18 protein-coding genes, 1 tRNA gene and 3 pseudogenes are annotated in these 22,988 nt (G+C 71.3%); 5 read left to right on the forward strand and 17 right to left on the reverse strand.

Going from position 1 to position 22,988, the window contains the following annotated elements; genetic code table 11:
• Positions 1-7 precede the first annotated feature (7 nt).
• The 7 genes from OG978_RS14660 to OG978_RS14690 form a co-directional block, all read right to left on the reverse strand.
• A complete protein-coding gene (locus OG978_RS14660; protein WP_326765660.1) occupies positions 8-700 on the reverse strand; it encodes a hypothetical protein in 693 nt (230 codons plus the stop codon).
• Positions 697-1,119 (reverse strand): acyl-CoA thioesterase, encoded by a 423-nt coding sequence (locus OG978_RS14665; RefSeq protein ID WP_124717647.1) that lies wholly within the window; start codon positions 1,117-1,119, stop codon positions 697-699. The genes OG978_RS14660 and OG978_RS14665 overlap by 4 nt, the downstream gene beginning before the upstream one ends.
• A 5-nt stretch (positions 1,120-1,124) precedes the next feature.
• Positions 1,125-2,789 (reverse strand): energy-dependent translational throttle protein EttA, encoded by a 1,665-nt coding sequence (ettA, locus tag OG978_RS14670; RefSeq protein WP_326765661.1) that lies wholly within the window; start codon positions 2,787-2,789, stop codon positions 1,125-1,127.
• Positions 2,790-3,039: 250 nt separating this feature from the next.
• Positions 3,040-4,488: a Cys-Gln thioester bond-forming surface protein gene (locus OG978_RS14675; RefSeq protein ID WP_326765662.1), complete on the reverse strand. Its 1,449-nt coding sequence runs from the start codon at positions 4,486-4,488 to the stop codon at positions 3,040-3,042.
• A gap of 239 nt (positions 4,489-4,727) precedes the next feature.
• Positions 4,728-5,279, reverse strand: coding sequence for a single-stranded DNA-binding protein (locus OG978_RS14680; protein ID WP_326765663.1), 552 nt, complete (start codon positions 5,277-5,279; stop codon positions 4,728-4,730).
• 99 nt (positions 5,280-5,378) lie between these two features.
• Positions 5,379-7,280, reverse strand: a complete 1,902-nt coding sequence (locus OG978_RS14685) for a YfjP family GTPase (RefSeq protein WP_326765664.1) — start codon at positions 7,278-7,280, stop codon at positions 5,379-5,381.
• The gene (locus OG978_RS14690) at positions 7,277-8,941 is read right to left on the reverse strand and encodes a dynamin family protein (RefSeq protein ID WP_326770034.1); all 1,665 of its coding nucleotides are present in this window, start codon (positions 8,939-8,941) and stop codon (positions 7,277-7,279) included. Before OG978_RS14690 ends, OG978_RS14685 begins: the two co-directional genes overlap by 4 nt.
• Before the next feature lie 328 nt (positions 8,942-9,269).
• On the opposite strand from OG978_RS14690, the gene OG978_RS14695 reads away from it, so the two are divergent.
• A tRNA-Arg gene (locus tag OG978_RS14695) sits at positions 9,270-9,342 on the forward strand.
• Between the two features lie 174 nt (positions 9,343-9,516).
• Here the strand turns inward: OG978_RS14695 and OG978_RS14700 are convergent.
• The 3 genes and pseudogenes from OG978_RS14700 to OG978_RS14710 all read right to left on the reverse strand — a co-directional run.
• Positions 9,517-9,750: pseudogene (locus OG978_RS14700) on the reverse strand (response regulator transcription factor); the annotation flags it as partial.
• Positions 9,751-9,841: 91 nt separating this feature from the next.
• A pseudogene (locus OG978_RS14705) lies at positions 9,842-10,033 on the reverse strand (sensor histidine kinase); the annotation flags it as partial.
• Between the two features lie 253 nt (positions 10,034-10,286).
• Positions 10,287-11,798 (reverse strand): FG-GAP repeat protein, encoded by a 1,512-nt coding sequence (locus tag OG978_RS14710; RefSeq protein WP_326765665.1) that lies wholly within the window; start codon positions 11,796-11,798, stop codon positions 10,287-10,289.
• Positions 11,799-12,088: 290 nt separating this feature from the next.
• On the opposite strand from OG978_RS14710, the pseudogene OG978_RS14715 reads away from it, so the two are divergent.
• Together OG978_RS14715 and OG978_RS14720 are read left to right on the forward strand one after the other, a co-directional pair.
• Positions 12,089-12,199 (forward strand): annotated as a pseudogene (locus OG978_RS14715) (rhamnose ABC transporter substrate-binding protein); the annotation flags it as partial.
• Between the two features lie 23 nt (positions 12,200-12,222).
• Entirely contained in the window at positions 12,223-12,537 is a 315-nt protein-coding gene (locus OG978_RS14720) for an L-rhamnose mutarotase (RefSeq protein WP_326765666.1), read from the forward strand.
• 18 nt (positions 12,538-12,555) lie between these two features.
• On the opposite strand, the gene OG978_RS14725 is transcribed toward OG978_RS14720, so the two are convergent.
• The 6 genes from OG978_RS14725 to OG978_RS14750 all read right to left on the reverse strand — a co-directional run bounded on the left by OG978_RS14725 (position 12,556) and on the right by OG978_RS14750 (position 19,909).
• A complete protein-coding gene (locus OG978_RS14725; RefSeq protein ID WP_326765667.1) occupies positions 12,556-13,023 on the reverse strand; it encodes an anthrone oxygenase family protein in 468 nt (155 codons plus the stop codon).
• 41 nt (positions 13,024-13,064) lie between these two features.
• Positions 13,065-14,663, reverse strand: a complete 1,599-nt coding sequence (locus tag OG978_RS14730; RefSeq protein ID WP_326770035.1) for a vWA domain-containing protein — start codon at positions 14,661-14,663, stop codon at positions 13,065-13,067.
• A gap of 129 nt (positions 14,664-14,792) precedes the next feature.
• Entirely contained in the window at positions 14,793-15,671 is an 879-nt protein-coding gene (locus OG978_RS14735; RefSeq protein ID WP_326765668.1) for an ABC transporter permease, read from the reverse strand.
• Positions 15,668-18,238, reverse strand: a complete 2,571-nt coding sequence (locus tag OG978_RS14740; RefSeq protein ID WP_442817835.1) for an alpha/beta fold hydrolase — start codon at positions 18,236-18,238, stop codon at positions 15,668-15,670. The genes OG978_RS14735 and OG978_RS14740 overlap by 4 nt, the downstream gene beginning before the upstream one ends.
• Before the next feature lie 240 nt (positions 18,239-18,478).
• The gene (locus tag OG978_RS14745; protein ID WP_326765670.1) at positions 18,479-19,201 is read right to left on the reverse strand and encodes a DUF981 family protein; all 723 of its coding nucleotides are present in this window, start codon (positions 19,199-19,201) and stop codon (positions 18,479-18,481) included.
• Positions 19,202-19,303: 102 nt separating this feature from the next.
• Positions 19,304-19,909 (reverse strand): DUF4291 domain-containing protein, encoded by a 606-nt coding sequence (locus OG978_RS14750; RefSeq protein WP_326765671.1) that lies wholly within the window; start codon positions 19,907-19,909, stop codon positions 19,304-19,306.
• Between the two features lie 226 nt (positions 19,910-20,135).
• On the opposite strand from OG978_RS14750, the gene OG978_RS14755 reads away from it, so the two are divergent.
• Together OG978_RS14755 and OG978_RS14760 are read left to right on the forward strand one after the other, a co-directional pair.
• Positions 20,136-20,864, forward strand: a complete 729-nt coding sequence (locus OG978_RS14755) for a VC0807 family protein (protein WP_326765672.1) — start codon at positions 20,136-20,138, stop codon at positions 20,862-20,864.
• Between the two features lie 131 nt (positions 20,865-20,995).
• A complete protein-coding gene (locus OG978_RS14760; RefSeq protein WP_326765673.1) occupies positions 20,996-21,418 on the forward strand; it encodes a hypothetical protein in 423 nt (140 codons plus the stop codon).
• Between the two features lie 66 nt (positions 21,419-21,484).
• Here the strand turns inward: OG978_RS14760 and mmsA are convergent, their stop codons facing one another.
• Positions 21,485-22,984 (reverse strand): CoA-acylating methylmalonate-semialdehyde dehydrogenase, encoded by a 1,500-nt coding sequence (mmsA, locus tag OG978_RS14765; protein WP_326765674.1) that lies wholly within the window; start codon positions 22,982-22,984, stop codon positions 21,485-21,487.
• Positions 22,985-22,988: the final 4 nt, after the last annotated feature.

The following is a 22,988-nucleotide window of genomic DNA, read 5'->3' on the forward strand; positions in this document are numbered from 1 at the left end:
CAGTCGCTCAGCCCGTGCCCACCGACACAGCGAGCGTGCCGAGCCCGCTGCCCGGGCCGCGCAGGGCGACCGAGCCGAACGGGGTACGCAGCCGGAGCCAGGACCCGGCCGCTAGCAGGGCGACCGGGAAGTCGGGCGCCGGGCGGAGGAAGCCGAGGGACTGGGCGGCGTGGACGGCCCGCAGCGGAAGCCCGGTACCGGCGACCGTGCGCGACCAGATCTCGCGGCCGATCAGGTCCCGCTCCGCCCGGGTACGGCGCTCCTCGGGCAGCGCCTCGTCGCGGGAGCGGAACTCCGCCACCGCCGCGGCGACCGCCGCGCGCAGGGAGACCGGGTCGGGCAGGCCCGGCAGTTCACGCCAGCCGCCGCGGGGCGGGAGGACCCCCGTCCACGGCGGCCCGGTGACCGGTGCGGGCATGGAGCCCGAACCGGCTGCCGCGCCCTCGACGTCGAGGGATTCGAGGAGTTCACCGGCGGACACGGTGACGTCGAAGTTGCCGGCCGGCCCGGCCAGCCGCGCCGCCCGGATCGCCAGGACCTCGAACGACGGCGGCCTGCCGAACACCGCCAGCGCACCGCCGCCCGCCTGCATCCGCACGACGGCGGCCCGGTCGTAGTGGAGCAGCCGGCCGAGGAAGGCCGCGAGATCCGCGGCCTCCCTCGTGTCGGCGAACTCCAGCGACCGTACGGGCACCGTCATGCTGCGGCGGGCTCCTCGGCCAGGTACTGCTGGAGGAAGAGCTTCTCCTCGGCGGAGATCCGCCGGGGCCGCTCCTCGGCCAGGTCGTACGGCACGACGACGGTCGAGGCCCGGACGTACACCTGGTCCGGGTCCTTGATCTCGTACGCGATCGTCAGCGACGCCGCGCCGATCTTCGTGACCCACGACTCGACGGTCACCGGCTCGTGCCGGTGGACCAGCGGCCGTACGTAGTCGATCTCGTGCCGGGCCACGACGGAGCCGCCCGCGAAGGACGGCGAACCGTCTCCCGGCGCCAGCCGGAACATGAAGTCGATGCGCGCCTCCTCCAGGTAGCGGAGGAAGACCACGTTGTTCACATGGCCGAAGGCATCCATGTCCGACCAGCGCAGCGGGCAGTTGTAGATGTGACGAGCCAAGACGATCAGCCTCGCGTGAGCTTCTTGTACGTGGCACGGTGCGGGCGGGCCGCGTCCGCGCCGAGACGCTCGACCTTGTTCTTCTCGTACGACTCGAAGTTGCCCTCGAACCAGTACCACCTGGAGTCGCCCTCGTACGCCAGGATGTGCGTGGCGACGCGGTCCAGGAACCAGCGGTCGTGGGAGATGACCACAGCGGCACCCGGGAACTCCAGGAGGGCGTTCTCCAGCGAGGACAGGGTCTCGACGTCGAGGTCGTTGGTGGGCTCGTCGAGGAGCAGCAGGTTGCCGCCCTCCTTGAGCGTCAGCGCCAGGTTGAGGCGGTTGCGCTCACCACCGGAGAGGACACCGGCCGGCTTCTGCTGGTCCGGGCCCTTGAAGCCGAACGCGGAGACGTACGCCCGCGAGGGCATCTCGACCTGGCCGACGTTGATGTAGTCCAGCTCGTCCGACACGACGGCCCAGAGGGTCTTCTTCGGGTCGATGTTGGCGCGGGACTGGTCGACGTAGGAGATCTTGACCGTGTCGCCGATCTTGACGGAGCCGCTGTCCGGGGTCTCCAGGCCCTGGATCATCTTGAACAGCGTGGTCTTGCCCGCGCCGTTCGGACCGATGACGCCGACGATGCCGTTGCGCGGCAGCGTGAACGACAGGTCGTCGATGAGGACCTTGTCGCCGAAGGCCTTCGAGAGGTTCTCGACCTCGACGACGATGGAACCGAGTCGCGGGCCCGGCGGGATCTGGATCTCCTCGAAGTCCAGCTTCCGCATCTTGTCCGCCTCGGCCGCCATCTCCTCGTAACGGGCGAGACGGGCCTTGGACTTGGTCTGCCGGCCCTTGGCGTTGGAGCGGACCCACTCCAGCTCTTCCTTGAGCCGCTTGGCGCGCTTCTCGTCCTTGCGGCCCTCGACCTTGAGGCGGGTGGCCTTCTTGTCGAGGTACGTGGAGTAGTTGCCCTCGTAGGCGATGGCGCGGCCGCGGTCGAGTTCGAGGATCCACTCGGCGACGTTGTTCAGGAAGTACCGGTCGTGCGTGACGGCGATGACGCAGCCCGCGTACTTCGAGAGGTGCTGCTCCAGCCAGTTGACCGACTCGGCGTCGAGGTGGTTGGTGGGCTCGTCGAGGAGCAGCAGGTCCGGGGCCTCGATCAGCAGCTTGCAGAGCGCGACGCGGCGCTTCTCGCCACCGGAGAGGTTGACGACGGGCCAGTCGCCGGGCGGGCAGCCCAGGGCGTCCATGGCCTGCTCCAGCTGGGCGTCCAGGTCCCACGCGTTGGCGTGGTCCAGGTCCTCCTGGAGCTTGCCCATCTCTTCCATGAGCGCGTCGGAGTAGTCGGTCGCCATGAGCTCGGCGACCTCGTTGAAGCGCTTGAGCTTGCCCATGATCTCGGCGGCGCCGTCCTGGACGTTCTCCAGGACGGTCTTGGTCTCGTCGAGGTGCGGCTCCTGCATGAGGATGCCGACACTGAAACCGGGCGACAGGAACGCGTCACCGTTGGAGGGCTGCTCCAGGCCCGCCATGATCTTCAGCACCGTGGACTTACCGGCACCGTTGGGCCCCACGACACCGATCTTCGCACCGGGCAGGAAGTTCAGGGTGACATCATCAAGAATCACCTTGTCGCCGTGCGCCTTGCGCGTCTTGCGCATGGTGTAGATGAACTCAGCCAAGAGAAACCGTCCGGCAATCGATGTGTGGGCAGATACACCCCATCTTGCCTGACGTCCATCCCAGGACGGAAACCCGCTCGGTCCGCGAGACGCCCCGTTCCGGCTCCCGGAGCGTGCGGGGAGCTGCTTCCGGACATGCGACGGCCCCGGTGCGCGTCGGCGTACCGGGGCCGTCATCAGCGAACGTGACAGTCCGCTCTGCTTTCGTCACTCCGCGATCCCGTGTGTGGTGCGGGGCGACGGTGCGGAATCACTGTGCGGAGGTCTGTGTCTTCCGCTTGCGGAGGAGGAAGACCGCGCCGCCGCCGACGACGACGAGGGCGATCGCGACGCCCGCGATGACCGGGGTGGCGCTGGAGCCACCGGTCTCGGCGAGGTCACCGGAGCCGCCGGTCGTGCTGCTGCCGCCGGACGTGGCCGGGGTCTTGTCCCCGCCGGTCTGGGTGTCGGTGCCGCCCGCGTTGCTGCCGCTGGTCTTGCAGTCCAGCACGCCCTTGAACGTCTTCGTGAAGCCACCGGGGCCGGTGATCGTGAAGTCGTACGCCTGGTCCTCGGCGACCGGGACGGTGACCGTCTCGGACTTGCCCGCCTCGATGGTGTGCTTCACACCGGCCAGCTCGAAGGTGAAGGCCTCGTCGCCCGTGTTGGCGGCGGTGACGTCCACGCCGCCCTTGGCGCAGTTCTTCTTCGCCGAGACGGCCGGGATCGCGCCCTTCTTGGCCCAGGTCCCGGTGGCGGTCGCGGAGACCGTGGTCTCGCTGGAGCCGGCCAGGATCATGGTCTGACTCTTGGTCACACCGGCGAAGGCCCGGCCGACCGGCACCGAGGTGGTGGCCTGGACCGTCAGCGAGGCGGTGCCGTCGGCGGCGCCCTCCGGCACGTCGAAGTAGAGCTCGGCGCCGTTGGCCGCGGCCGTGACGGGCTTGCCCGCCTTGTCGGTGACCTTGACGCCGCTGGCGGCGTCGGCGGGCGGGGTCACGGAGACCTGGCCGGCGTTGGTACGGACGGTGACCGGGCCGAGCCGCTCACCGGACTTGCCGGAGACCGCGGCCGGGTCCAGGGCGAGGGACGCCTTGGGCTCGGCCTGGTCGACGGCGCTGTTCTCCAGCCAGTCGGCGAGCTTCTCGGCCTGGCTGTCGGTGGCCTCGATGTCGACGTCGTCGGAGTAGCGCCAGATGGCGACCTGGGTGCCCGCCGCCGCGGTCTTCTCGGTGAGCGGGCCGGTGCCGGCCTCCTTGGCGAGCGCCGCGAGGTCGTCGACCTGCGGGTAGGAGTGCTCCAGGATCCAGCGGATCTTGCCGGCGTTCTTGTTGCTGCCGAGCGAGGTCTGGTTCCAGGGGGTCTCCAGGTACTTCGCCTGGTCCTGGGTGGGGTTGTGGATGTCGATGCAGTACGTCTTGAGCTTGCCGCCGCCGTCGACGGTCATCTCGAAGAGGCCGGCGGGCAGCTCCTGGTTCTTGCCGTCCGCGTGCAGCACGGCGCGGTCGAAGGTCTTCAACCCGTCCAGCACCGCGGCCGCGCCGCCCTGATGCTGCGGCGCCTCGTCGGCGACCGCGCTGCCCGCGCCGACGAAGGCGCCTGCCATGACCAGACCGGATGCCACCACCGATGCGGCCAGCCGGGCTATGCCGCGCCGCCGTGGAGAATTGGCAGTCGCCTCCAAGGACGACGAAGCGGTCGCTGAAGAAGCAGAAAACACAGAATTCCCCTCCGGGCGGGACCCTCCGCGCCTGATGCGCGTGTGGGGATTGCCCCGCCAGTCGACTCAAGTGCCCCGTGAGTACTGGGGAATCCTAAGGACGAAGCGATGAACAGTCCCCCGTCATACCGTCGTACAACCATTCCGAATCGGAATCGTTATCGCCGGTATCACTCGCGTTCGCCTCCCCGGCCCGCCCCGGTCTGTTTTCGGCCTGTCATCGGTCCGTTTTCGGCCTGTCACGGCACCGACGCGAGTTCCTGTCCGGCTTTCTGACGCCCTGTCGACCGCCTGCTCCCGGAACGGGTCGCCTCCCCGGACCCACCGGGGACTCCCGGTCCGGCGGCCCCTTCAGGTCCAGCCGATCCGCCCGCCCCGTCCGGTCCGTCCGTCCTGTCCACGCTCCCCACCGGCGCCGTCAGTGCGGGCTCACCCCTCAGCACCCGCCGGAACGCGGCGGTCCCCCGCGTCAGATCGTGGCCCACCGCGACCGCCTCGATGTCCACGAACGTCCGGCGCTGCCCCTCCCGTTCCTCCTCGCGCACCTTCAGCCTGCCGTGCACGACGAGTGGTTCCCCGACGGAAACGGAACCGGACAGATTCAATGCCAGAGTCCGCCAGGCCCACACGGTGTAAAAGCTGGTGTGCCCGTCCGTCCAGAGCTGTTTCTCGCGGTCCCAGCGGCGCGGCGTCACCGCGAACCGGAATCGCGCCATTCCGCCGGTCGCGGTCTCCCGGAACTCCACGCCCGTCGCCGCGTTGCCCACCAATGTCACCAAGGTGTCGTTCATGACTCCGCCTCCCCTTCGGCCTTCGGATCAGCGATCGCGTCCACGCGGTCACTGATCCCAGGTTGAAGGGAAGGCGGGAATCCTGCTGACGCCTGTGGACTACCCGCCGGTTGTGGAAATCTCCGTCACCGCCGCGTACCTCTCCCGCACCTCGCGGTACCGCACGAGCTCAGCGGCCACCGGATCGAGCACCCGGGCCCGCCCGCAGGCCGCCGCCGCCTCGCGCAACTGCCGCTCGGCCTCCTGCCCGTACCGCCGGGCCGGCCCACGTGCTGCGGCCGCGCACGACCACTCCACCAGGGGGCCGCCGACGACCCCGGCCAGCATCACCAGGGCGGGCGTGAGGAACCCCGGTTCGAGCACGCCGACGATCTGCCCGACCAGCCAGAGGCCGCCGAAGATCTGCAGCAACGTCATCGACGCCTGGACCAGCACCGCGGCGGGCCACCACTTCGGCCGCGGCGGCTTCCCGCCCACACGGCCGCTGTGCGCCACGCCCGAAGCCCCGGCCACGCCCGTCGCCACCACCGCCGAACCACCCGCAGCGTGCTCGGCGCCGACCCTCTCCGCCAGCGCGTCGAGTGCCTCCGGCAGGCCGTCCGCACCGTGCACCGCGGCCTCGCGGACCGCCTGGGCCCAGGGGCCCGGCAACCCGTCGGCGGCCTCGTCCGCCACCGTCCGTACCGCCTGCTCGACGCGCTGCCGGGCGGTGAGCTGCTCCTCGGGGGGCTCGGGCTGCGCCGGGCGCTCCAGGCCTCCGGGCCGCCGGGTGGACTCGTACCAGCGCCACAGCCGCAGCCACGGCGTGCCGCACGCCCGTCCGGCGTTCCTGCGCCACTCGCGCTCGGCCGCCTGGCCCGCCGCGGCCGCCCCGACGGCTTCCGCCAGCCGGTCGGCGAACTCCTCGCGGGCCAGTTCGCCGAGACCGGGCCGCCCCTCGGCCACGTACACCGGGCGCAGCCTGGCCGCGGCGGCGTCCACGTCCGCGGAGAGCCTGCGCGCCGCCGCGGTGCGCTCCTGGACGAACCGGCCGAGCACCTCGCGCAGTTCGCCGACGCCCTCGCCGGTGAGCGCGGACAGGGACATGACGGTGGCGCCGGGTTCGCCGTGTTCGCCCAGTGCCATGCCGTCCTCGTCGAGCAGCCGGCGCAGGTCGTCGAGGACCTGGTCGGCGGCGTCGCCGGGTAGCCGGTCGATCTGGTTGAGGACGACGAAGGTGATCTCGGCGTGCCCGGCGAGCGGCCGCAGATAGCGCTCGTGCAAGGCCGCGTCCGCGTACTTCTCCGGGTCGACGACCCAGATCACGGCGTCGACCAGCGCGAGCACCCGGTCGACCTGTTCCCGGTGTTCGGTCGCCGCCGAGTCGTGGTCGGGCAGGTCGACGAGTACGAGCCCCTGCAGGGCCTCGTCGGTGTCCGCGCCGCCCTGCTGCGGCCGGCGCCTGAGCCGTCCCGGGATGGCGAGCCGGTCGAGCAGCCCGGCGGCCCCGTCGGTCCAGGAGCAGGCGATGGGGGCGGCGGTGGTCGGCCTGCGCAGTCCGGTGTCGGAGATCTGGGCGCCCGCGAGGGAGTTGAAGAGCGTCGACTTGCCGCTGCCGGTGGCTCCGGCGATGGCGACGACGGTGTGCCGGGAGGAGAGCCGCTGCCGGGCCGCCGCTTCGTCGAGGACACGCCCCGCTTCGGCGAGGGTGGCCCCGTCGAGCCGGGCCCTGGACAGCCCGACGAGCTCACGCAGCGCGTCGAGCCGTGGCCGGAGCGGGCCGCCGGAGGGCACGTACGCCTCGACCTGGGGCGGCCGTACGTCGTCGTCCGGGGTGGTCTCGGGCTCGGGGTCCGCCGCCCTGACCGCGGCCCGCCGGGCGATGAGCCCGTCGTTCCAGTCCCGGCCCGCCTCGGGGGTCCGGCCCGCCTCCGGGATCCGGACCGGCCTGTCCGTGTCCAGGTCCTCGTGGTCGGCGGGACTCCCGCCCCGGCCGGTCCCCTCGTCAGTGACGGCAGTCATCGCTGCCACCTCTCCTTCTGCAGTACGGACAGCGCGGCGATCAGTTCGGCCTGCGGCTCCGGGGCCACATCGAGCGCGTCGAGCGGTGCGAGCCGCCGGTCGCGCTCGCCGTTCAGCACCCGGTCGAGGCATTCGGTGAGCAGTTCCCCGCCCTTGTCGCGCAGCCGCAGCGCTCCCTGGGCGCCGATCCGTTCGGCGAGCTGCTCCCCGGCGCCGCGGGTGCGGCGGCCGCCGAGCAGTGCGGCGGCCAGCAGTGCCGCCACCGTCTCGGCGTCGGGTGCGGCATTGCGTTCCAGCCGGCGCACCTCTTCCTCGGCCAGCTCCTCCAGGACCCGCCACCACCGCCGTACGGCCATGGTGATCCGGCCCCGGATGTCCTCGGCGGGTCCCCATCCCCCGGCCTCCCGGCCGACGTCCTCGAAGCCGAACTCCCCGGCCGCGGGTTCGCGTTGCCAGGTCGTGCGGATCTGTTCGTCGGCGGCGGCCACAACGCACTGCAGGAGCGCGGAAAGGCTCTCGACCAGCGCTTCGAGGAGTTCCGCGGAGGTGCTGTACTGCGGGTATCCGCGCCATCTGGTCCGGGCGTCCCCGGCGAGCACGCCGCCGCTGTGCAGCCTGCGCCGGACCCGGGCGCCCTCCGCGCGGTACGCGTCCTCGACCACGCCGGTGAGCCGCACGGCCGCCGCGTACTGCGCCGCGACGGCCCCGGCCAGCTCGGGCATCCGTACGTCGAGCGAGTCGATGACCCCGGCCGCCGTGCGCCCGACCGTCTGCTGGCGGGCCGCCGGGTCCTGGGCGCGGTGGCTGAGCCAGGCCCGCAGCGGGGCGACGGCGGTCGTGGGCAGCAGCCCGCTGCCGCCACCGGCCGATTCGGGCAGTTCGGGGATGGTGAAGCGCGGCACCTCGCCGAGCCCCGCCCGGGTGAGCAGCGCCCCGTACTGCTGCGACACCTCGGCGATCACCTGGTGCGGCACCCGGTCGAGGACGGTGACGAGCGAGGCGTCGTACTGCTTCGCGGTACGCAGCAGATGCCAGGGCACCGCGTCCGCGTACCGGGAGGCCGTGGTCACCATCACCCACACATCCGCGGCACAGATCAGATCGGCGGCCAGCATCCGGTTCCGCACCACGAGCGAGTCGATGTCGGGCGCGTCGAGCAGCGCGAGCCCGCGCGGCAGTCCGGGCGAGGTCTCGACCCGCAACGAGGTCCCGTCCTCCTCGTCGCTGTCGAGGTCGAGTCCGTCGAGCCCGTCGAGGTCCTCGCGCCGGCCGGGCTCCCCCGATTCCTCCGGCGGCAGCCAGACCCGGGTCAGCTGCGGCAGTACGCGCACCCCCGCGAACCAGTGGTGGTCATCCGGATGGCAGACGAGCACGGGCGTCCGGGTGGTCGGCCGCAGCACCCCGGCCTCGCTGACCGGCCGCCCCACCAGCGAATTGACCAGCGTCGACTTCCCCGCCCCGGTCGACCCGCCGATGACCGCGAGCAGGGGCGCTTCGGGATCCCTGAGCCGGGGAAGCAGATAGTCGTCGAGCTGGGCGAGCAGCTCGCTCCGGGTCTGCCGGGCGCGCGCGGCTCCCGGCAGCGGGAGTGGAAGGCGCACGGCAGCGACACGGTCGCGCAGGGCGGAAAGTGCGTCGATGAGCTGAGGCCGTACGTCCAAGGTCACCACATGCGAAGAATGCCCAATTTTGGCGCCATTTTGAAGCGTATAGCCACCTCTGCGCGCCGGTTCTCTCCCAGGGATGAAGTCTGGACAGAGGGGACGAGTAGGGCGCAGGCATAACGAGTGCACAACACCCGGGGCGCGAGGCGTGAAAAGCGGTGCACGAATCCCACCCACCTGCGATTATCGGTTCGCTTCACCGAACCTCCACATCGTGCCACGCAGGTGAAGCAACCAGGACGAGGCGATCGGAGCTCTATCCTTGTCCCGGCAGGTCACCGACCGGCCCGGCCCCAGGGCTCCAGGCCGCCGAGGCCACTACCCGGCCCCCGTAGCTCAGTGGATAGAGCAGGCGCCTTCTAAGCGCTTGGCCGCAGGTTCGAGTCCTGCCGGGGGCGCACAGCGCGCACGACCATGAGGCCCTCCGACCTGGAGGGCCTTTTTTTCTCGGTCCTCCTCGGTCCTTCTCAGCCGCTCTCGGACTTCCTCGGCCCGGGGCATGCTAGCGAGCGCGGCGTAGTGGTGACGTAAGTCCGGACGGAGATGCCGGCAGCACCGCCTCGGGTCCGCCGTCAGGCGCGCAGGAAGGTCAGGACCGCCAGGACCCTGCGGTGCGTCTCGTCGGCCGGGGGAAGGTCCAGCTTGGCGAGGATGTTGCCGATGTGCTTGCCCACCGCCGCTTCGGAGACGACCAGTTCGCGGGCGATCGCGCCGTTCGACCGGCCCTGGGCCACCAGGGCGAGCACCTCGCGTTCCCTGGCGGTGAGGCGTTCCAGCGGGTCGCGGCGGCGGCGCAGGAGTTGGCGGCCGTTCGTCCGGCCCGGTCGGTCCGGGAGTGAGCAGCAGGCGGGTCAGTTCCGCTCTGGCTCCGGCCAGCGCGCCCAGGGCGTAGCTGCCGAGCAGCAGGAGGACAAGTCCGCAGGCCGCCGTCGCGAAGGCTTCGGGCCAGGTCGTGACCGTCCACAGCTTCACCACGCGGAACTCCTCGCCGTCCCCGTAGACCTCCATCAGTACGGGGGTGCTCGTCATCGCGAGGGGTACGGCCGTGCAGACGCCCACCGCGAGGGCGTCGAGCGGCCACAGGACCACGGCGAACAGCAGCGCGTACCCGAGCTCCCACCAGGACGACCGCGCCGGCCAGGGCGCCGCCGATCAGGTAACCGGCCGACCGCCAGGGCCAGGAGGACAGCAGATAGCGGGGCGCGGGCAGGGCCTGCCACACGGTGCGGGGGCCACTCGTTCGGCTCATGGCCTCACCGTAGGAGGCGGTCCCCCTGCGGGAACATCTGTGCTGCCCGACTTCCGGGGGTAGGGCCTGCCCCACCCCCGGAAGTGCCCACGGTCAGCGGTTGAAGGACGATCCCAGCGCCGCGTTCGTTCCCACGGTGCCCAGCGTTCCGTGGCCGAAGGTGAACGAGCCCTTGGCCGTCACGCCGGCCGCCGTGGTCGGGAAGACCCACAGGGAGCCCGCGTCCGCGTTCTCGCCGGGGGCGCCGGCGGCCAGTTCGCTGCGGCCGTCGTGGTTGGCGTCGACCAGCCTGGCGGCGCCGCCGAACCGGTCGGCGGCCTCGGCCGCTCCGGGAACGTCCGCCGTGTCCTGGTTGAAGCCCAGCGTGCCGGTCCCGGTCGGGCCGGACGCGGTGCCGGGGAGGACCAGGACCGAGCCCGCGTCCTTCGTCGTGCCGAGGTCCTCGTTGGGGACGCCGACGGCGATGTCGCCGTAGCCGTCGCCGTTCATGTCGCCGATCGAGACCGCTCCGCCGAAGCCGTCGCCCCGTTCGGCGGCGCCCGGGACACCGGCGCTGTCCTGGTTGAAGACCTTGGCCCGGTCGCCCTGCGGGCCACTCGCGCCGCCCGGTACGTAGGTGATCATGCCTCCCTTGGCGAGCGGGAGGTCCGTGTCGCTGTCGTAGCCGTCGACCGGGCGGCCCACGACGAGGTCGGCGTACTTGTCGCCGTTGACCTGGCCGGCCGTGATGGTCTCGCCGGCCTGGAGGCGGTAGCCGTTGGCCCCGTTGACGACGGTGTAGTCCTCGGCGAGGCCGGTGGCGCCGCCCTTGCGGACGAGGATGCGGCGGGCGTCGTACTCGTCGCCGTCGTGGACGACACCGGCCAGGTCGTCGCGGCCGTCGCCGTCGAAGTCGCCCGCGGTGATGTCCATGTAGCGCAGATCGTCCATGTCGCGGATCTTCCGGACGGGGGCCGCCGCGCTGCCGTCGCGCTTGAACGGGCCGGACAGGACGTGGGTGTCGCCCACTCCGAGGGTGGCGACGTCCTGGGCGCCGTCGCCGTCGAAGTCGCCGACGGCGGCCTTGGAGCCGACCCCGTCGTACAGGTGATCGCCCGTCAGGAGGGTCGCGCCGCCGGACAGTCCCTTCTCACCGCCCCATATGACGGTGAGCGAACCGGCGGAATCGAACGTGCCGATCTTCTCGTCGCCCGCGCCGACCACGAGGTCGCCGTATCCGTCCTTGTCGAGGTCGGCGGAGACCATCGAGCTGCCGAACGCGTCGCCGGCCTCGGCGGAGTCCGGTATTCCGGGCGAGTCCTGGGTGAAGACCTGCTTGGTGGAGGTCTGCAGCCCGTTCTTGGAGCCGTACACCACACCCACGTATCCGGCCTTGGCCTTGCCGTCGACGGTGGCTCCGGGCGCGGTGAAGGCCAGGTCCGGGTAGCCGTCCCCGTTGAAGTCGTCGCGTCGCGGGGTCGGTGCGGGAACGGCCTGACTCGCGGACGCCGACGCCGAGGACGTGGCGCGGGAGGGCGTCGATGCCTGGGCGGTGGGGAAGGTGATCACGGCAGTCGCCACGGTGATGGCGAGGACCACTGTGGTTCCTAGGGCGCGGGATGCCACGTGGACTCCTTCGTTCGGGTTTCGGGAAGTTTGCGCAGCCGGTGCGGTACATCGGTCGGGCACCGGCGCTGTGCAGAATCAGACCTGCGGCGGCACGCGGCGGTTGCCTTCCCGAAGCGACTGTTACAGCTCCTTCACTCGAACGAGCGGCGAACCACAGGTGACGAAAACCGGTCGCCGCGGCCGGAGTTGAGCGGCAGGACGTGCGCGCCATGACGGCTCCGGGGGCTGTCCGACCTCACCCGCCCCGTGCCATGGCCGACTTCATGGATACGTCCGAGGCGCGGCCCAAGTTCAAGGCGGGCAGGCTCGGCGAGTACACGGTCGGCAAGGACGGCGAGGTCATCCTCGGCAAGCCGACCGTCTTCGACCGCAAGAACATCGACAAGTTCAACTTCTGAGCGGACACCGGGAGTTCCACACCATGCAGCGCGTCTGTTTTCTGCTGACCGTACGCAAGGGCCGTATCGACGAGTACCGCGAGCGCCACGCCGCGGTCTGGCCGGACATGCTCGCCGCGCTCCGTGCGGCCGGCTGGCACAACTACTCGCTCTTCCTGCGGGAGGACGGTCTGCTCGTCGGCTGTCTGGAGACACCGGACTTCGACGCGGCACGCGAGGCGATGGCCGCGACCGAGGTCAACGAGCGGTGGCAGCGCGACATGGCGGAGTTCTTCGAGCAACCCGAGGCGGCCGACGAGGCGTCGGTCCCGCTCACCGAGGTCTTCCACCTCGCGTGAGCGGGACCGCTGCCCGTCTCAGAACTCCGCCCCGACCACGGCCAGCAGGGCGAACGCGGCGAGGGACAGGACCGTCCGGACCCGGTGGAGCCTGTTCCAGGGGGACTCGAACGCCGCGCGGGCCGCGCTGTCGTCGCCGCCCTCGGATTCCGCGAGCGCCTTGTTCAGCGGGATGTTGCCGGCGATCGTGATCAGGTGGCCGACGACCGCGCAGACCAGTGCCGCGACGGCGAGCACCCGGTCCGTGCCGCCGTCGCCGCCGAGGACCACGACGGCCGGGAAGGCGATCACACCGAGGAAGAGGACCAGGAAGGCCGGTCCCGGCACCTTTTCGTTGAAGCGGCGCATGGCGGCCGTGAACCGCTCGTCGGGCAGTGCCGCGATGCCGGGCATGATCGCGATCAGGAACGTCAGCATGAATCCGGCGTAGAGACCCGTCGTGATCACGGCGAGCGCCAGGAACGACGAGGACAGGGAGGACGACATGAGGGACATCATGTCGTCGGCGGACGTCCCCGGCTCCCCGTTCAGTCCAGTTCGCCCTCCGGCGCTCCCTCGGAACCGCCGTCGCCCGAGCCGCCCTTGAGCCGGTCGGCCTGTCCGATGGCGGCCGCCAGCTTCCGTACCGACTCGTCCTCGGTCGCGGACGCCAGCTTCCCCGCCCGCGAGGCGAGTTCGCCGAGTCCGGGCGCGCCCGGCAGCTGACCGCCGCGCAGCGCCTCGGCGAAGTAGGCGGCGACCGCCGTCACTTGGAGGCGCTTGCTGTCACCGCCCCACAGCGGGCCGTCGATCGCGTTCGTCCCGACCGTGCCCCTCTGCTCGTGCGGTGCCCGGGTCCTGGGGTCCAGCCAGCGCACGGTCGCCGTCGCGACGTGCCCCGAGGCGCCCTCCCTGAGGCGTACGGCGTAGAGGGCCGTCACCGTGTGGCCGGGGCCGACCTCGCCGCCGTCGACGCGGTCGTTGCGGAAGTCCTCGTCGGCGACCTTGCGGTCCTCGTACCCGATGAGCTTGAACTGCTTGACGGTGTCCTGGTCGAAGGCGACCTGGGCCTTGGCGTCGCGCGCCGTCAGTTCGAGGTGTGCGGGCAGCTGGTCGACGAAGACCTTGCGGGCCTGTTCCTCGTCGGCGATGTACGTGGTGTGGCCGTCGCCCTTGTTGGTGAGCTGCTCCATGAACGCGTCGCCGTAGTCGCTGCCGACGCCGACCCCGAAGAGGGTGATCCCGTGGTCGCGGCGGGCGGAGCCGATGCGTTCCAGGATGGCTTCGGCGTCGGTCTCGCCGGTGTTGGCGAGGGCGTCGGAGAGCAGGACGACCCGGTTGTTGGCGCCCTTGACGTGGCCGTCGACCGCCTCGTCGTAGCCGCGCCTGATACCGGCCTCCACGTTGGTGGAGTCGGTGGCCTCCATGGAGTCGACCCGGTCGCGGATCTTGCCGCGGTGGTCCCGCAGCCGGGTCATCGGCAGCAGGGTCTCCGCCTCGTCGCTGAAGGTGACCAGAGAGACCGAGTCGTCGTCGCGGAGTTCGTCGGTGAGGATGTCCAGGGACTTCTTCACCAGGTCGAGGCGGCCGGTCTCGGCCATCGAGCCGGAGATGTCGACGACGAAGGTGAGCGCGGCGGGCGGGCGTTCGTCACGGGCGGGGGCGGCCCGGGTGGCCAGGCCCACCCGCACCAGCGACCAGTCGTCCTTGTTCCCGGCGCGGGCCCCGTCGACGTTCACGGTGAAGCCGTTGCCGTCCGGGCGCCGGTAGCCCTGGCGGAAGCTGTTGACGAACTCCTCGGGCCGCACGGTGGACGGATCCGGCAGGCCGCCGTCGCCGAGAGTGCGGCGCGCATAGCCGTACGAGGCGGTGTCGACGTCCAGGGCGAAGGTGGACAGGTAGTCGGGCGGTGCGGACTCCCGCAGCCCGTCCTGCTTGTTCGCGCTCTCGCTGTCGGCGGCGCCGCCCGACGCGGCGGGTGCGGGAGCCGGGAGCGGGCCGCCACCCCGGCTGTCGCTGGTGGCCTTGTTCTCGCTCGCCGTGCCCGAGCACCCGGTGAGCAGCACCCCGCCCGCCAGCAGCACACCGAGTGCCCCTTGCCATGTCCGCACGTATTTCCTCGCGTACTTGCCCGTCCGGCGTTCCATCGCCTGCCCCCAACGTCGTCGTGTCACTTGTGAATGTGACGTGCGAGACGGCGCCGAGGACCAGACGAAGACGTTGCGGATGGATCTCGATGCGGCAACGGGGGCCGGCAGGCCGGTGGAACATCAAGCTCAGGACACGATGTCCTTACGACTGAACCCACGGAAGGCGAAGGCGAACAGGATCAGGGCGTACGTCACCGAGATCGCCGCGCCCTTGGCCATGCCGCCCCATTCCAGATCGGGCTGGAGCGCGTCCGCCCAGGCGAACTGCCAGTGCGCGGGCAGGAATTCGCGCCAGGACCCGAGCGCGGTGACGGCGTCCAGCACATTGCCGACGATGGTCAGCCCGACCGCGCCGCCGACCGCGCCCAGCGGGGCGTCGGTCTTCGTGGAGAGCCAGAACGCCAGTCCGGCGGTGACCAGTTGGGACACGAAGACGAACGCGACGACAAGCGCGAGCCGCGGCACGGTGTCCGAGGCGGCGAGCGAGCCCCCGGTGGGCAGTTCGAGCGGCCCCCAGCCGTACGCGACGGCTCCCGCGGCCAGCGCGACGAGCGGCAGCAGCACCATCGCGGCCAGGCTGAAGCCGAGCGCCACGACGAGCTTGCTCCACAGCAGCCTGGCCCGGGGCACGGGCGCCGCCAGCAGGTAGCGCAGCGACGACCAACTGGCCTCGGAGGCGACGGTGTCCCCGCAGAACAGCGCGACCGGGACGACGAGCAGGAAACCGGCGGAGACGAACAGGCAGGTCGCGGCGAAGTTCGCGGCGGACGCGGTCGCGGTGTCCATCAGGGTGATCCGGTCGCTGCCGCCGCCCCGCGAGTCCGGGGTGCCGCCGATCGCGAACGCGATGATCAGGATGAACGGCAGCGCGGCCAGCACCCCGCCCATGAGCAGGGTGCGGCGCCTGCGCAGCTGGCGTACCGCCTCGACGCGCAGCGGCAGGGTGTGCCGGGCCCGGTAGCCGGGGGCTTCGGCGCTCCCGGTGAGATCGACTGCGGCACTCATGCGGAGCCTCCGGAGATCAGGGTGAGGAACGCGTCCTCCAGGCGGCGGTGCGGTCCGACACCGGTCAACGGCACGTCCAGTCTGACCAGTTCGGCGATCAGCCCGGACGAGGTGGCGCCGTCGAGGCGTACCAGCAGTCCGAGTCCGTCGTCGGTGCGGACCGCCGAGCCGATCCCCGCCAGTGCGGCGATCTTCTCCACCAGCGGTTCGGCGACCTCCTGCGCGGTGGTGACCAGCAGCATGTCGCCGGAGCCGGTGATCTCGGCGACCGGGCCCGCCTGGACGAGCCGGCCGCGGTCCATGACCACGAGGTGGGTGCAGGACTGTTCGACCTCGGAGAGCAGGTGGCTGGAGACGATCACGGTCCGGCCCCCGGCCGCGTAACGGATCATCACGTCACGCATCTCACGGATCTGGGGCGGGTCGAGGCCGTTGGTCGGTTCGTCGAGGATGAGCAGGTCCGGCATGCCGAGCATGGCCTGGGCGATGGCGAGCCGCTGCCGCATGCCCTGCGAGTACGTACGGACGGCGCGGGCCAGGGCGTCACCGAGTCCGGCGATCTCCAGGGCCTCCTCCATGTGCGCGTCCTCGGCGGGGCGCCCGGTGGCCTGCCAGTACAGCTCCAGGTTGGCGCGTCCGGACAGATGCGGCAGGAAGCCGGCGCCCTCGACGAACGAGCCGACCCGCGACAGTACGGGTGCGCCCGGCCGGATGGCCTGCCCGAAGACCCGGATCTCGCCGCCGTCGGGTGTGATGAGCCCCATCAGCATGCGCAGGGTCGTGGTCTTGCCCGCACCGTTGGGCCCGAGGAGGCCGAGGACCTGCCCCTTCTCGACCCGGAAGGACAGTTCCTTCACGGCGTACCGGTCGGTGGACCTGGCGTACTTCTTGGCCAGGCCGGTGATCTGGAGGGGTACGTCGGCGAGCGCCGGATCGGGTGCGGGCGTCGCGGTGCGGCGGCGGGCGGTGAGCAGCAGCAGGGCGGCGATCACGACGGCGGCGGCCGGGAGTCCCCAGGTCCACCAGGGCAGGGTGGCCGGTGCGGTCTTCAGTGCGGGGGCGGTGGGGACGGTCAGCGGGCCGGCGGGGGTCACGGTGTACGTCGTCGGCTCGGCCGGTGAGGCGTAGCCGAGGTCGGTGGCGGAGAGGACGAGGCGGAGCCGGTGTCCCGCGTCGAACCGGTGGTCGATGGCGGGGAGGGTCAGCCGGACCGGCTTGCCCTGTTGGTCGGGGGTGATCCGGAAGGGTGCGACCAACTGGGAGGGCAGCACCTGCTGCTTGCCGTCCGGCGACACGTCGTACACCTTGCCGAACAGCACCGCGTCGCCCCGCTCCGCCTTGACGTCCACCTGGACGGTCGGCGAGCCGGTGACGCTCAGCGGCTTGTCCAGCGGGGCCGAGTCGAAGCGGGCGTACTGCCCGGGGAAGTCGATCGAGAGCCCGACGCCGAGGGACGAGAGCTGGGCGAGACCGCCGCCGACGCCGGGAACGGCCGAGATGGCGGGCGGGTTGGCCCCGGCGGGGTTGCGGAACGTCTTCGTGCGACTGCCGAGTGCGACGCTCTCCGCGCCGCTGCTCAGCCCCGGGTACGTAGCGCTGCTCGCCCCGCGCGTGAGGGCGGCTCCGTCGGTGGAGTCGATGCCTCCGGTGCGGGTGACGCGGAAGCCGGGTCCGGTGCCGGTGCCCTTGTCGTCCTTCAGGTACCGGTCGAACCAGTCGCCGATCCGCCGGTGCACCCGATCGGTCTCCGGGTCGCCGCCGTCGTGCCCGCCGGCGATCCAGTCGACGGCGACCGGTGCGCCGTTGCCGCTGATGGCCTTGGCCATGGCGTCGGCCTGGCCGAGCGGGAAGAGGGAGTCGGACTGTCCCTGCACGATGAGCGCGGGCACCTCGAGGCGGTCGGCGACGGCGCTCGGCGAACGCTCGGTCAGCAGGGCACGCGCGACGGCGTCCGGCTTTCCGCTGACGGCGACCCGTTCGTACATCTCGCAGAGCCGCTTCTCGAACTTCTGGCAGCCGCCGCCGGTGGTGACGAAGATTCCGGCCCAGAGCTTCTTGAAGACCCCGTCGGGGAAGAGGGCGTCGGCGAGGTTCCAGTAGGTGATCTGCGGTGCGATGGCGTCGACGCGCTTGTCGTACCCGGCGGCGAGGAGCGAGACGGCTCCGCCGTAGGAGGCCCCGGTGATCCCGACGCGGGGGTCACCCTCGGCATCGAGTCGCACCTCGGGCCGGTCCGCGAGCCAGTCGATCAGCCGGGACACGTCCTTGACCTCGCGGTCGGGGGCGTTGAGTGAGATGTCCCCGCCCGACTTCCCGAACCCTCGGGCGGACCAGGTCAGCACGGCGTATCCGGAACGGGCCAACTGCTCGGCCTGCGCCCGCACATCGTCCTTGCTGCCGCCGAAGCCGTGCCCGATCAGCACGGCGGGCCGGCGCCCGGTGCCGCCGGCGGTGAAGTACGAGGTGTCGATGGACACCCCGTCGGACTTCATCATCCGGTCCTGGCGGTGCACGGCGGGTCCGCTGTCGTCGGCCGCGGCGTTCCAGGTGCCCGCACCGGCCAGCACGGCGAGCGCCGCCAGGCCCGCGACCCACCGGCCGCGTCTGCGGTGCACCAGCCGCCGCCACCTGGACCTGCTCGCTTCGGAAGTCTCCATGGTGCGACCCTAAGCGGGCCGCCGAGGCGGGCGGCCAGCCACCAGGGGGAGGTTTCCGGCCTCCTTGCGACGTACGGCATCCCCCCGCCGTACTCCATACGCGGTATGCCGGGCCGTTCGCGTGCAAAGCACCGTCGGATACCGGGTGGCTCACATGGTGTTGACGATGAGGCCGATGTGGGTGAAGTAGTTGAGCCCGCCGAAGAGCAGGAACGCCAGACCGGCCAGGCCCCAGACGACACCGGTCACCGGAGCCATCCAGCTCGACGGCCGGCGCAGCACGAACGGGAACAGCAGCGCGCCGATGCCCACCAGGACGTACAGCCCGGACATGAAGCTCGCCTCCAGGATCGGCCACCGCGCGAACTCCCCGGAGACGGGTTCCTCGGGCGGTGCGGCGAAGAGCGTGTACTTCCAGCCCGCGGCGGCGATTCCGAAGCAGGCGAGCCCGAGCCCGAACACGAAGACGGAGATGGGCATGGCGACACGGGCCGATCGGGCGATGCGGTCCGCGCTGTTGAGTTCGGCTCCGCGTCTCCAGAGGTAGAAGGACGCGGTGAAGAGGAAGACACCGAAGGCGAGCGCCGGTTCGCCGAAGATGATGTTGTCGAACGGGAAGCCCTGTCCGGCGAGTGGCCAGGTCAGGGTCATGTGGAGGCCCGTGGTGACCAGGGTGAAGCCGAGGGCTCCGAAGGCGAGGACCCAGCCTTCGGGGCTGATGACGCGTCCGGGCGTGAGGAGTTGGCGCCCCAGCGCCACCACGAGCAGCAGCCCCGCGCCGGCGGCCACCGACATGATCGTGTTGTACGTCGGCATCCTGGCCCAGTCGATCTTCAGGCCGGATGCCGCCAGGGAGATGACATGGTGGATCATTCCGGGAGCGTATCGATGGATATGTTCCTGATGCGGCATTCGCCCACACGCCCGAGTCGCAGGCACGTGTCACGGAGCGCGCTCCCGCGCGTGCGTCCGGGGTCAGGCTGCCGCCTGTGCCGGGAGCGGGACGCCGCCCGGCGGGTACGGCGTCTCCGTGGGCAGCAGCTCCGCCGCTTCGTCGAGTCGCCCGTCACGCACCAGTCCGTGGATCTGCCGGGCGAGCGGGGTGACGTCGCGGATGGACACGGTCCACTCGTCCGCGTACCGCCGTGACGCCTCGCCGGAGAGCCCGAGCTGGAGGGAGCGGTACGGCAGCCGGTCCAGGCGCAGGTCGCGCTCGGGGTCCCACTGGACGCGGGCCGGGGCGCGGCGCAGGCCGTGCTGCCAGGTGGCGCGGTCCGGGTGGACTCCCCTGACGTAGTGCGAGAGTTCGGCGTGGCCCAGGGCCCAGTCGAAGCCCTCGCGGGTGATCTCGACGGCCAACACGGTCTCCTGACCGTCCTTCAGCCCCCAGCCGCAGCGGTACATCATCCACAGGAAGCTCGGCTTGATCCATGTCATGCGGTCGCGCTTCCAGGCGTCGGGGAAGCGCCCGTCACGGACGGCGGGACCGCCGATGAAGGGGGCGTACGCCTGGTAGACGGTGACGGTGGTGTCCGTGTGCTGGGCGCGGATCTCGTACTGCGGCCTGGTCGGAGCGGTCATGGCCCCATCAGAACACCGCTCCGGCGGGCGCGGCGAACGGTTTACGGCTACCGGAGTCCGGGGCTCCGCAGGGTGGTGAACGGACCTGTCACAGGCGGGGGCTGACATTCGTCATACGGAGCCCGGTACACGCGGCCCTGCCGGGCACCGGGCCCCGGCGGCCAGTCTGTACGTATCGAGAGCGGGGCCGGGAAGGCACCGCCGATACGCGGGAGAGGAACCCCTCATGACCAGCCCGGCCGCCACCGTCACCGCCCCTGTCGCAGATGCTCCGGCCGCCACCGCTCCGCACACGCCGCGCAATGCCCTGCTGGACAGCATGATGCCGCTGCTCGTGGATGTGGGGGTGCCGCTCGCCTCGTACTACGCGCTGAAGGCGGCGGGCCTGAGCACCTTCGCCGCGCTGGCCTGGAGCAGTGTGCTGCCGGCCGTGCGCACCGTGTGGGGCGTGCTGCGCAAGCGTCGGCTCAACGGGCTGGCGGCACTGATCGTGACGGTCAACGTGGTGAGCCTGCTGACCAGCCTGATGGTCGGGGACCCGCGGCTGATGGTCGCCAAGGACAGCGGGGTGAGCAGCATCATCGGGCTCGTGATCCTGGTGACCGCGCTGAAGGGACAGCCGATGATGAGCGCGGGGTTGCGGCCCGTGCTGGTGAAGGGCGACGCGGCCAAGGACACCGCCTGGCAGCGGCTCTCGGCCCACTCGGCGGCGTTCCGGCGGGCGGAGATCCGGTTCTCGGCGGTGTGGGGTGCGGCGCTGCTGGGCGAGTGCGTGGTGCGGGCCGTGGGTGCCTACGCGCTGCCGGTGGAGACGATGGTGTGGCTCGGCACGGTGATCATGGTGGCGACGATGGTGTGCGCGTTCCTGCTCTCGGGCCGGGTGGGCGCGGTCCCGATGCAGCGGATGATCGCCGAGGACGTCGAGGCGGAGAAGGCGGCGCGGACCGCACGCTGACGGGGCCTGGGTGCTCGCTCAATTACCCCGGAGGTAATTGAGCGGGCACCATGCCCGTCCCTACCGTTCCCGGACAGGCACGCGGTTCTTCGTTGCCTGCGCGACCGTATGACAACGGAAGGAAGACCCCCATGATGTCGTCCCAGAACGCGAGCGCGGTCCGGTCGGCGGACACCGCCCGTTCCGACCGGCTGCTCCGGTTCGCCCTCGTCTCGGACGTGCTCCTCACCGGGGCGAACGGCATCGGCTATCTCGTGCTCGCCACGGTCCTGGACTCGTTCCTCGGCGTGCCCCGCTCGGTGCTCTACCCGGTCGGGGTGTTCCTCACGGTGTACGCCCTGTGGGTGCTGGCCGTCTCCCGCCAGGAGAACATCGGCCGCGGCGCGGTCGCCGTCATCATCGCCCTGAACACGGCGTGGGCCGTGGCCGGTGTGGTGATGGTCGCGGTGGACACGCTGACCGCCACGGGCGTCGGCGACTTCTGGATCGTGTTCCAGGGCCTGGCGGTGGCGGCGATGGCCGCGCTCCAGTACGCGGGGCTGCGGCGGCTGTAGGACGTACGGCGACGGCCCGTACGGATGCGGGGCGCATCCGTACAGGCCGTCGGGCCGGGCCGCTGATCAGTGGTTGCGGGGGAAGCCCAGGTCCACACCGGCCGGGGCGTCGGCCGGGTCCGGCCAGCGGGTGGTGACGACCTTGCCGCGGGTGTAGAAGTGCACGCCGTCGTTGCCGTAGATGTGGTGGTCGCCGAAGAGGGAGTCCTTCCAGCCACCGAAGGAGTGGTAGCCGACCGGCACCGGGATCGGCACGTTGACGCCGACCATGCCGGCCTCGATCTCCAGCTGGAAGCGGCGGGCGGCGCCGCCGTCGCGGGTGAAGATCGCGGTGCCGTTGCCGAACGGCGAGGCGTTCATGAGGGCGACGCCCTCTTCGTACGTCTCGGTGCGCAGGACGCACAGGACCGGGCCGAAGATCTCGTCCTTGTACGCGTCCGAGTCGGTGGACACGTTGTCGAGGAGGGAGAGGCCGATCCAGTGGCCGTCCTCGAAGCCCTCGACGGTGAAGCCGGTGCCGTCCAGGACGACTTCGGCGCCCTGGGCCGCGGCGCCCGTGACGTAGGAGGCGACCTTGTCGCGGTGGGCGGCGGTGATCAGCGGTCCCATCTCGGAGGCCGGGTCGTTGCCGGGGCCGATCTTGATCTTCTCGGCGCGCTCCTTGATCTTCGCGACGAGCTCGTCGGCGATGGAGCCGACCGCGACGACCGCGGAGATCGCCATGCAGCGCTCACCGGCGGAGCCGTACGCGGCGGAGACGGCGGCGTCGGCCGCGGCGTCGAGGTCCGCGTCCGGCAGCACCAGCATGTGGTTCTTCGCGCCTCCGAGCGCCTGGACGCGCTTGCCGTTGGCGGAGGCGGTGGCGTGGATGTAGCGGGCGATCGGGGTGGAGCCGACGAAGGAGACCGCGGCGACGTCCGGGTGGTTCAGCAGCCCGTCGACGGCGACCTTGTCACCGTGCAGGACGTTCAGCACACCGTCCGGCAGACCGGCCTCGGCGGCCAGCTCGGCCAGCAGGTTCGCGGCCGACGGGTCCTTCTCGCTGGGCTTGAGGACGAAGGTGTTTCCGCAGGCGATGGCGAGCGGGAACATCCACATCGGCACCATGGCCGGGAAGTTGAACGGGGTGATGCCCGCGACGACGCCGAGCGACTGGCGGATCGAGGAGACGTCGACCCGGCTGGAGACCTGGGTGGACAGCTCGCCCTTGAGCTGGGTGGTGATGCCGCAGGCCAGCTCGACGATCTCCAGACCGCGGGCGACCTCGCCCAGCGCGTCCGAGTGCACCTTGCCGTGCTCGGCGGTGATCAGCGCGGCGATCTCGTCGCGGTGGGCGTCGAGCAGTGCCCGGTAGCGGAACAGGACCGCGGTGCGGGCGGCCAGCGAGGACGTGCCCCACGTGGCGTAGGCGTCCTTGGCGGCGGCGACCGCGGCGTCGACCTCTTCGAGGGAGGCGAGCGCGACCTGGGTGGTGACGACGCCGGTGGCCGGGTCGGTGACCGGGCCGTAGTTGCCCGACGCGCCCTCGACGGTCTTGCCACCGATCCAGTGGTTGACGGTCTTCATGACA

Source organism: Streptomyces sp. NBC_01591 (assembly GCF_035918155.1).
Lineage (GTDB): Bacteria > Actinomycetota > Actinomycetes > Streptomycetales > Streptomycetaceae > Streptomyces.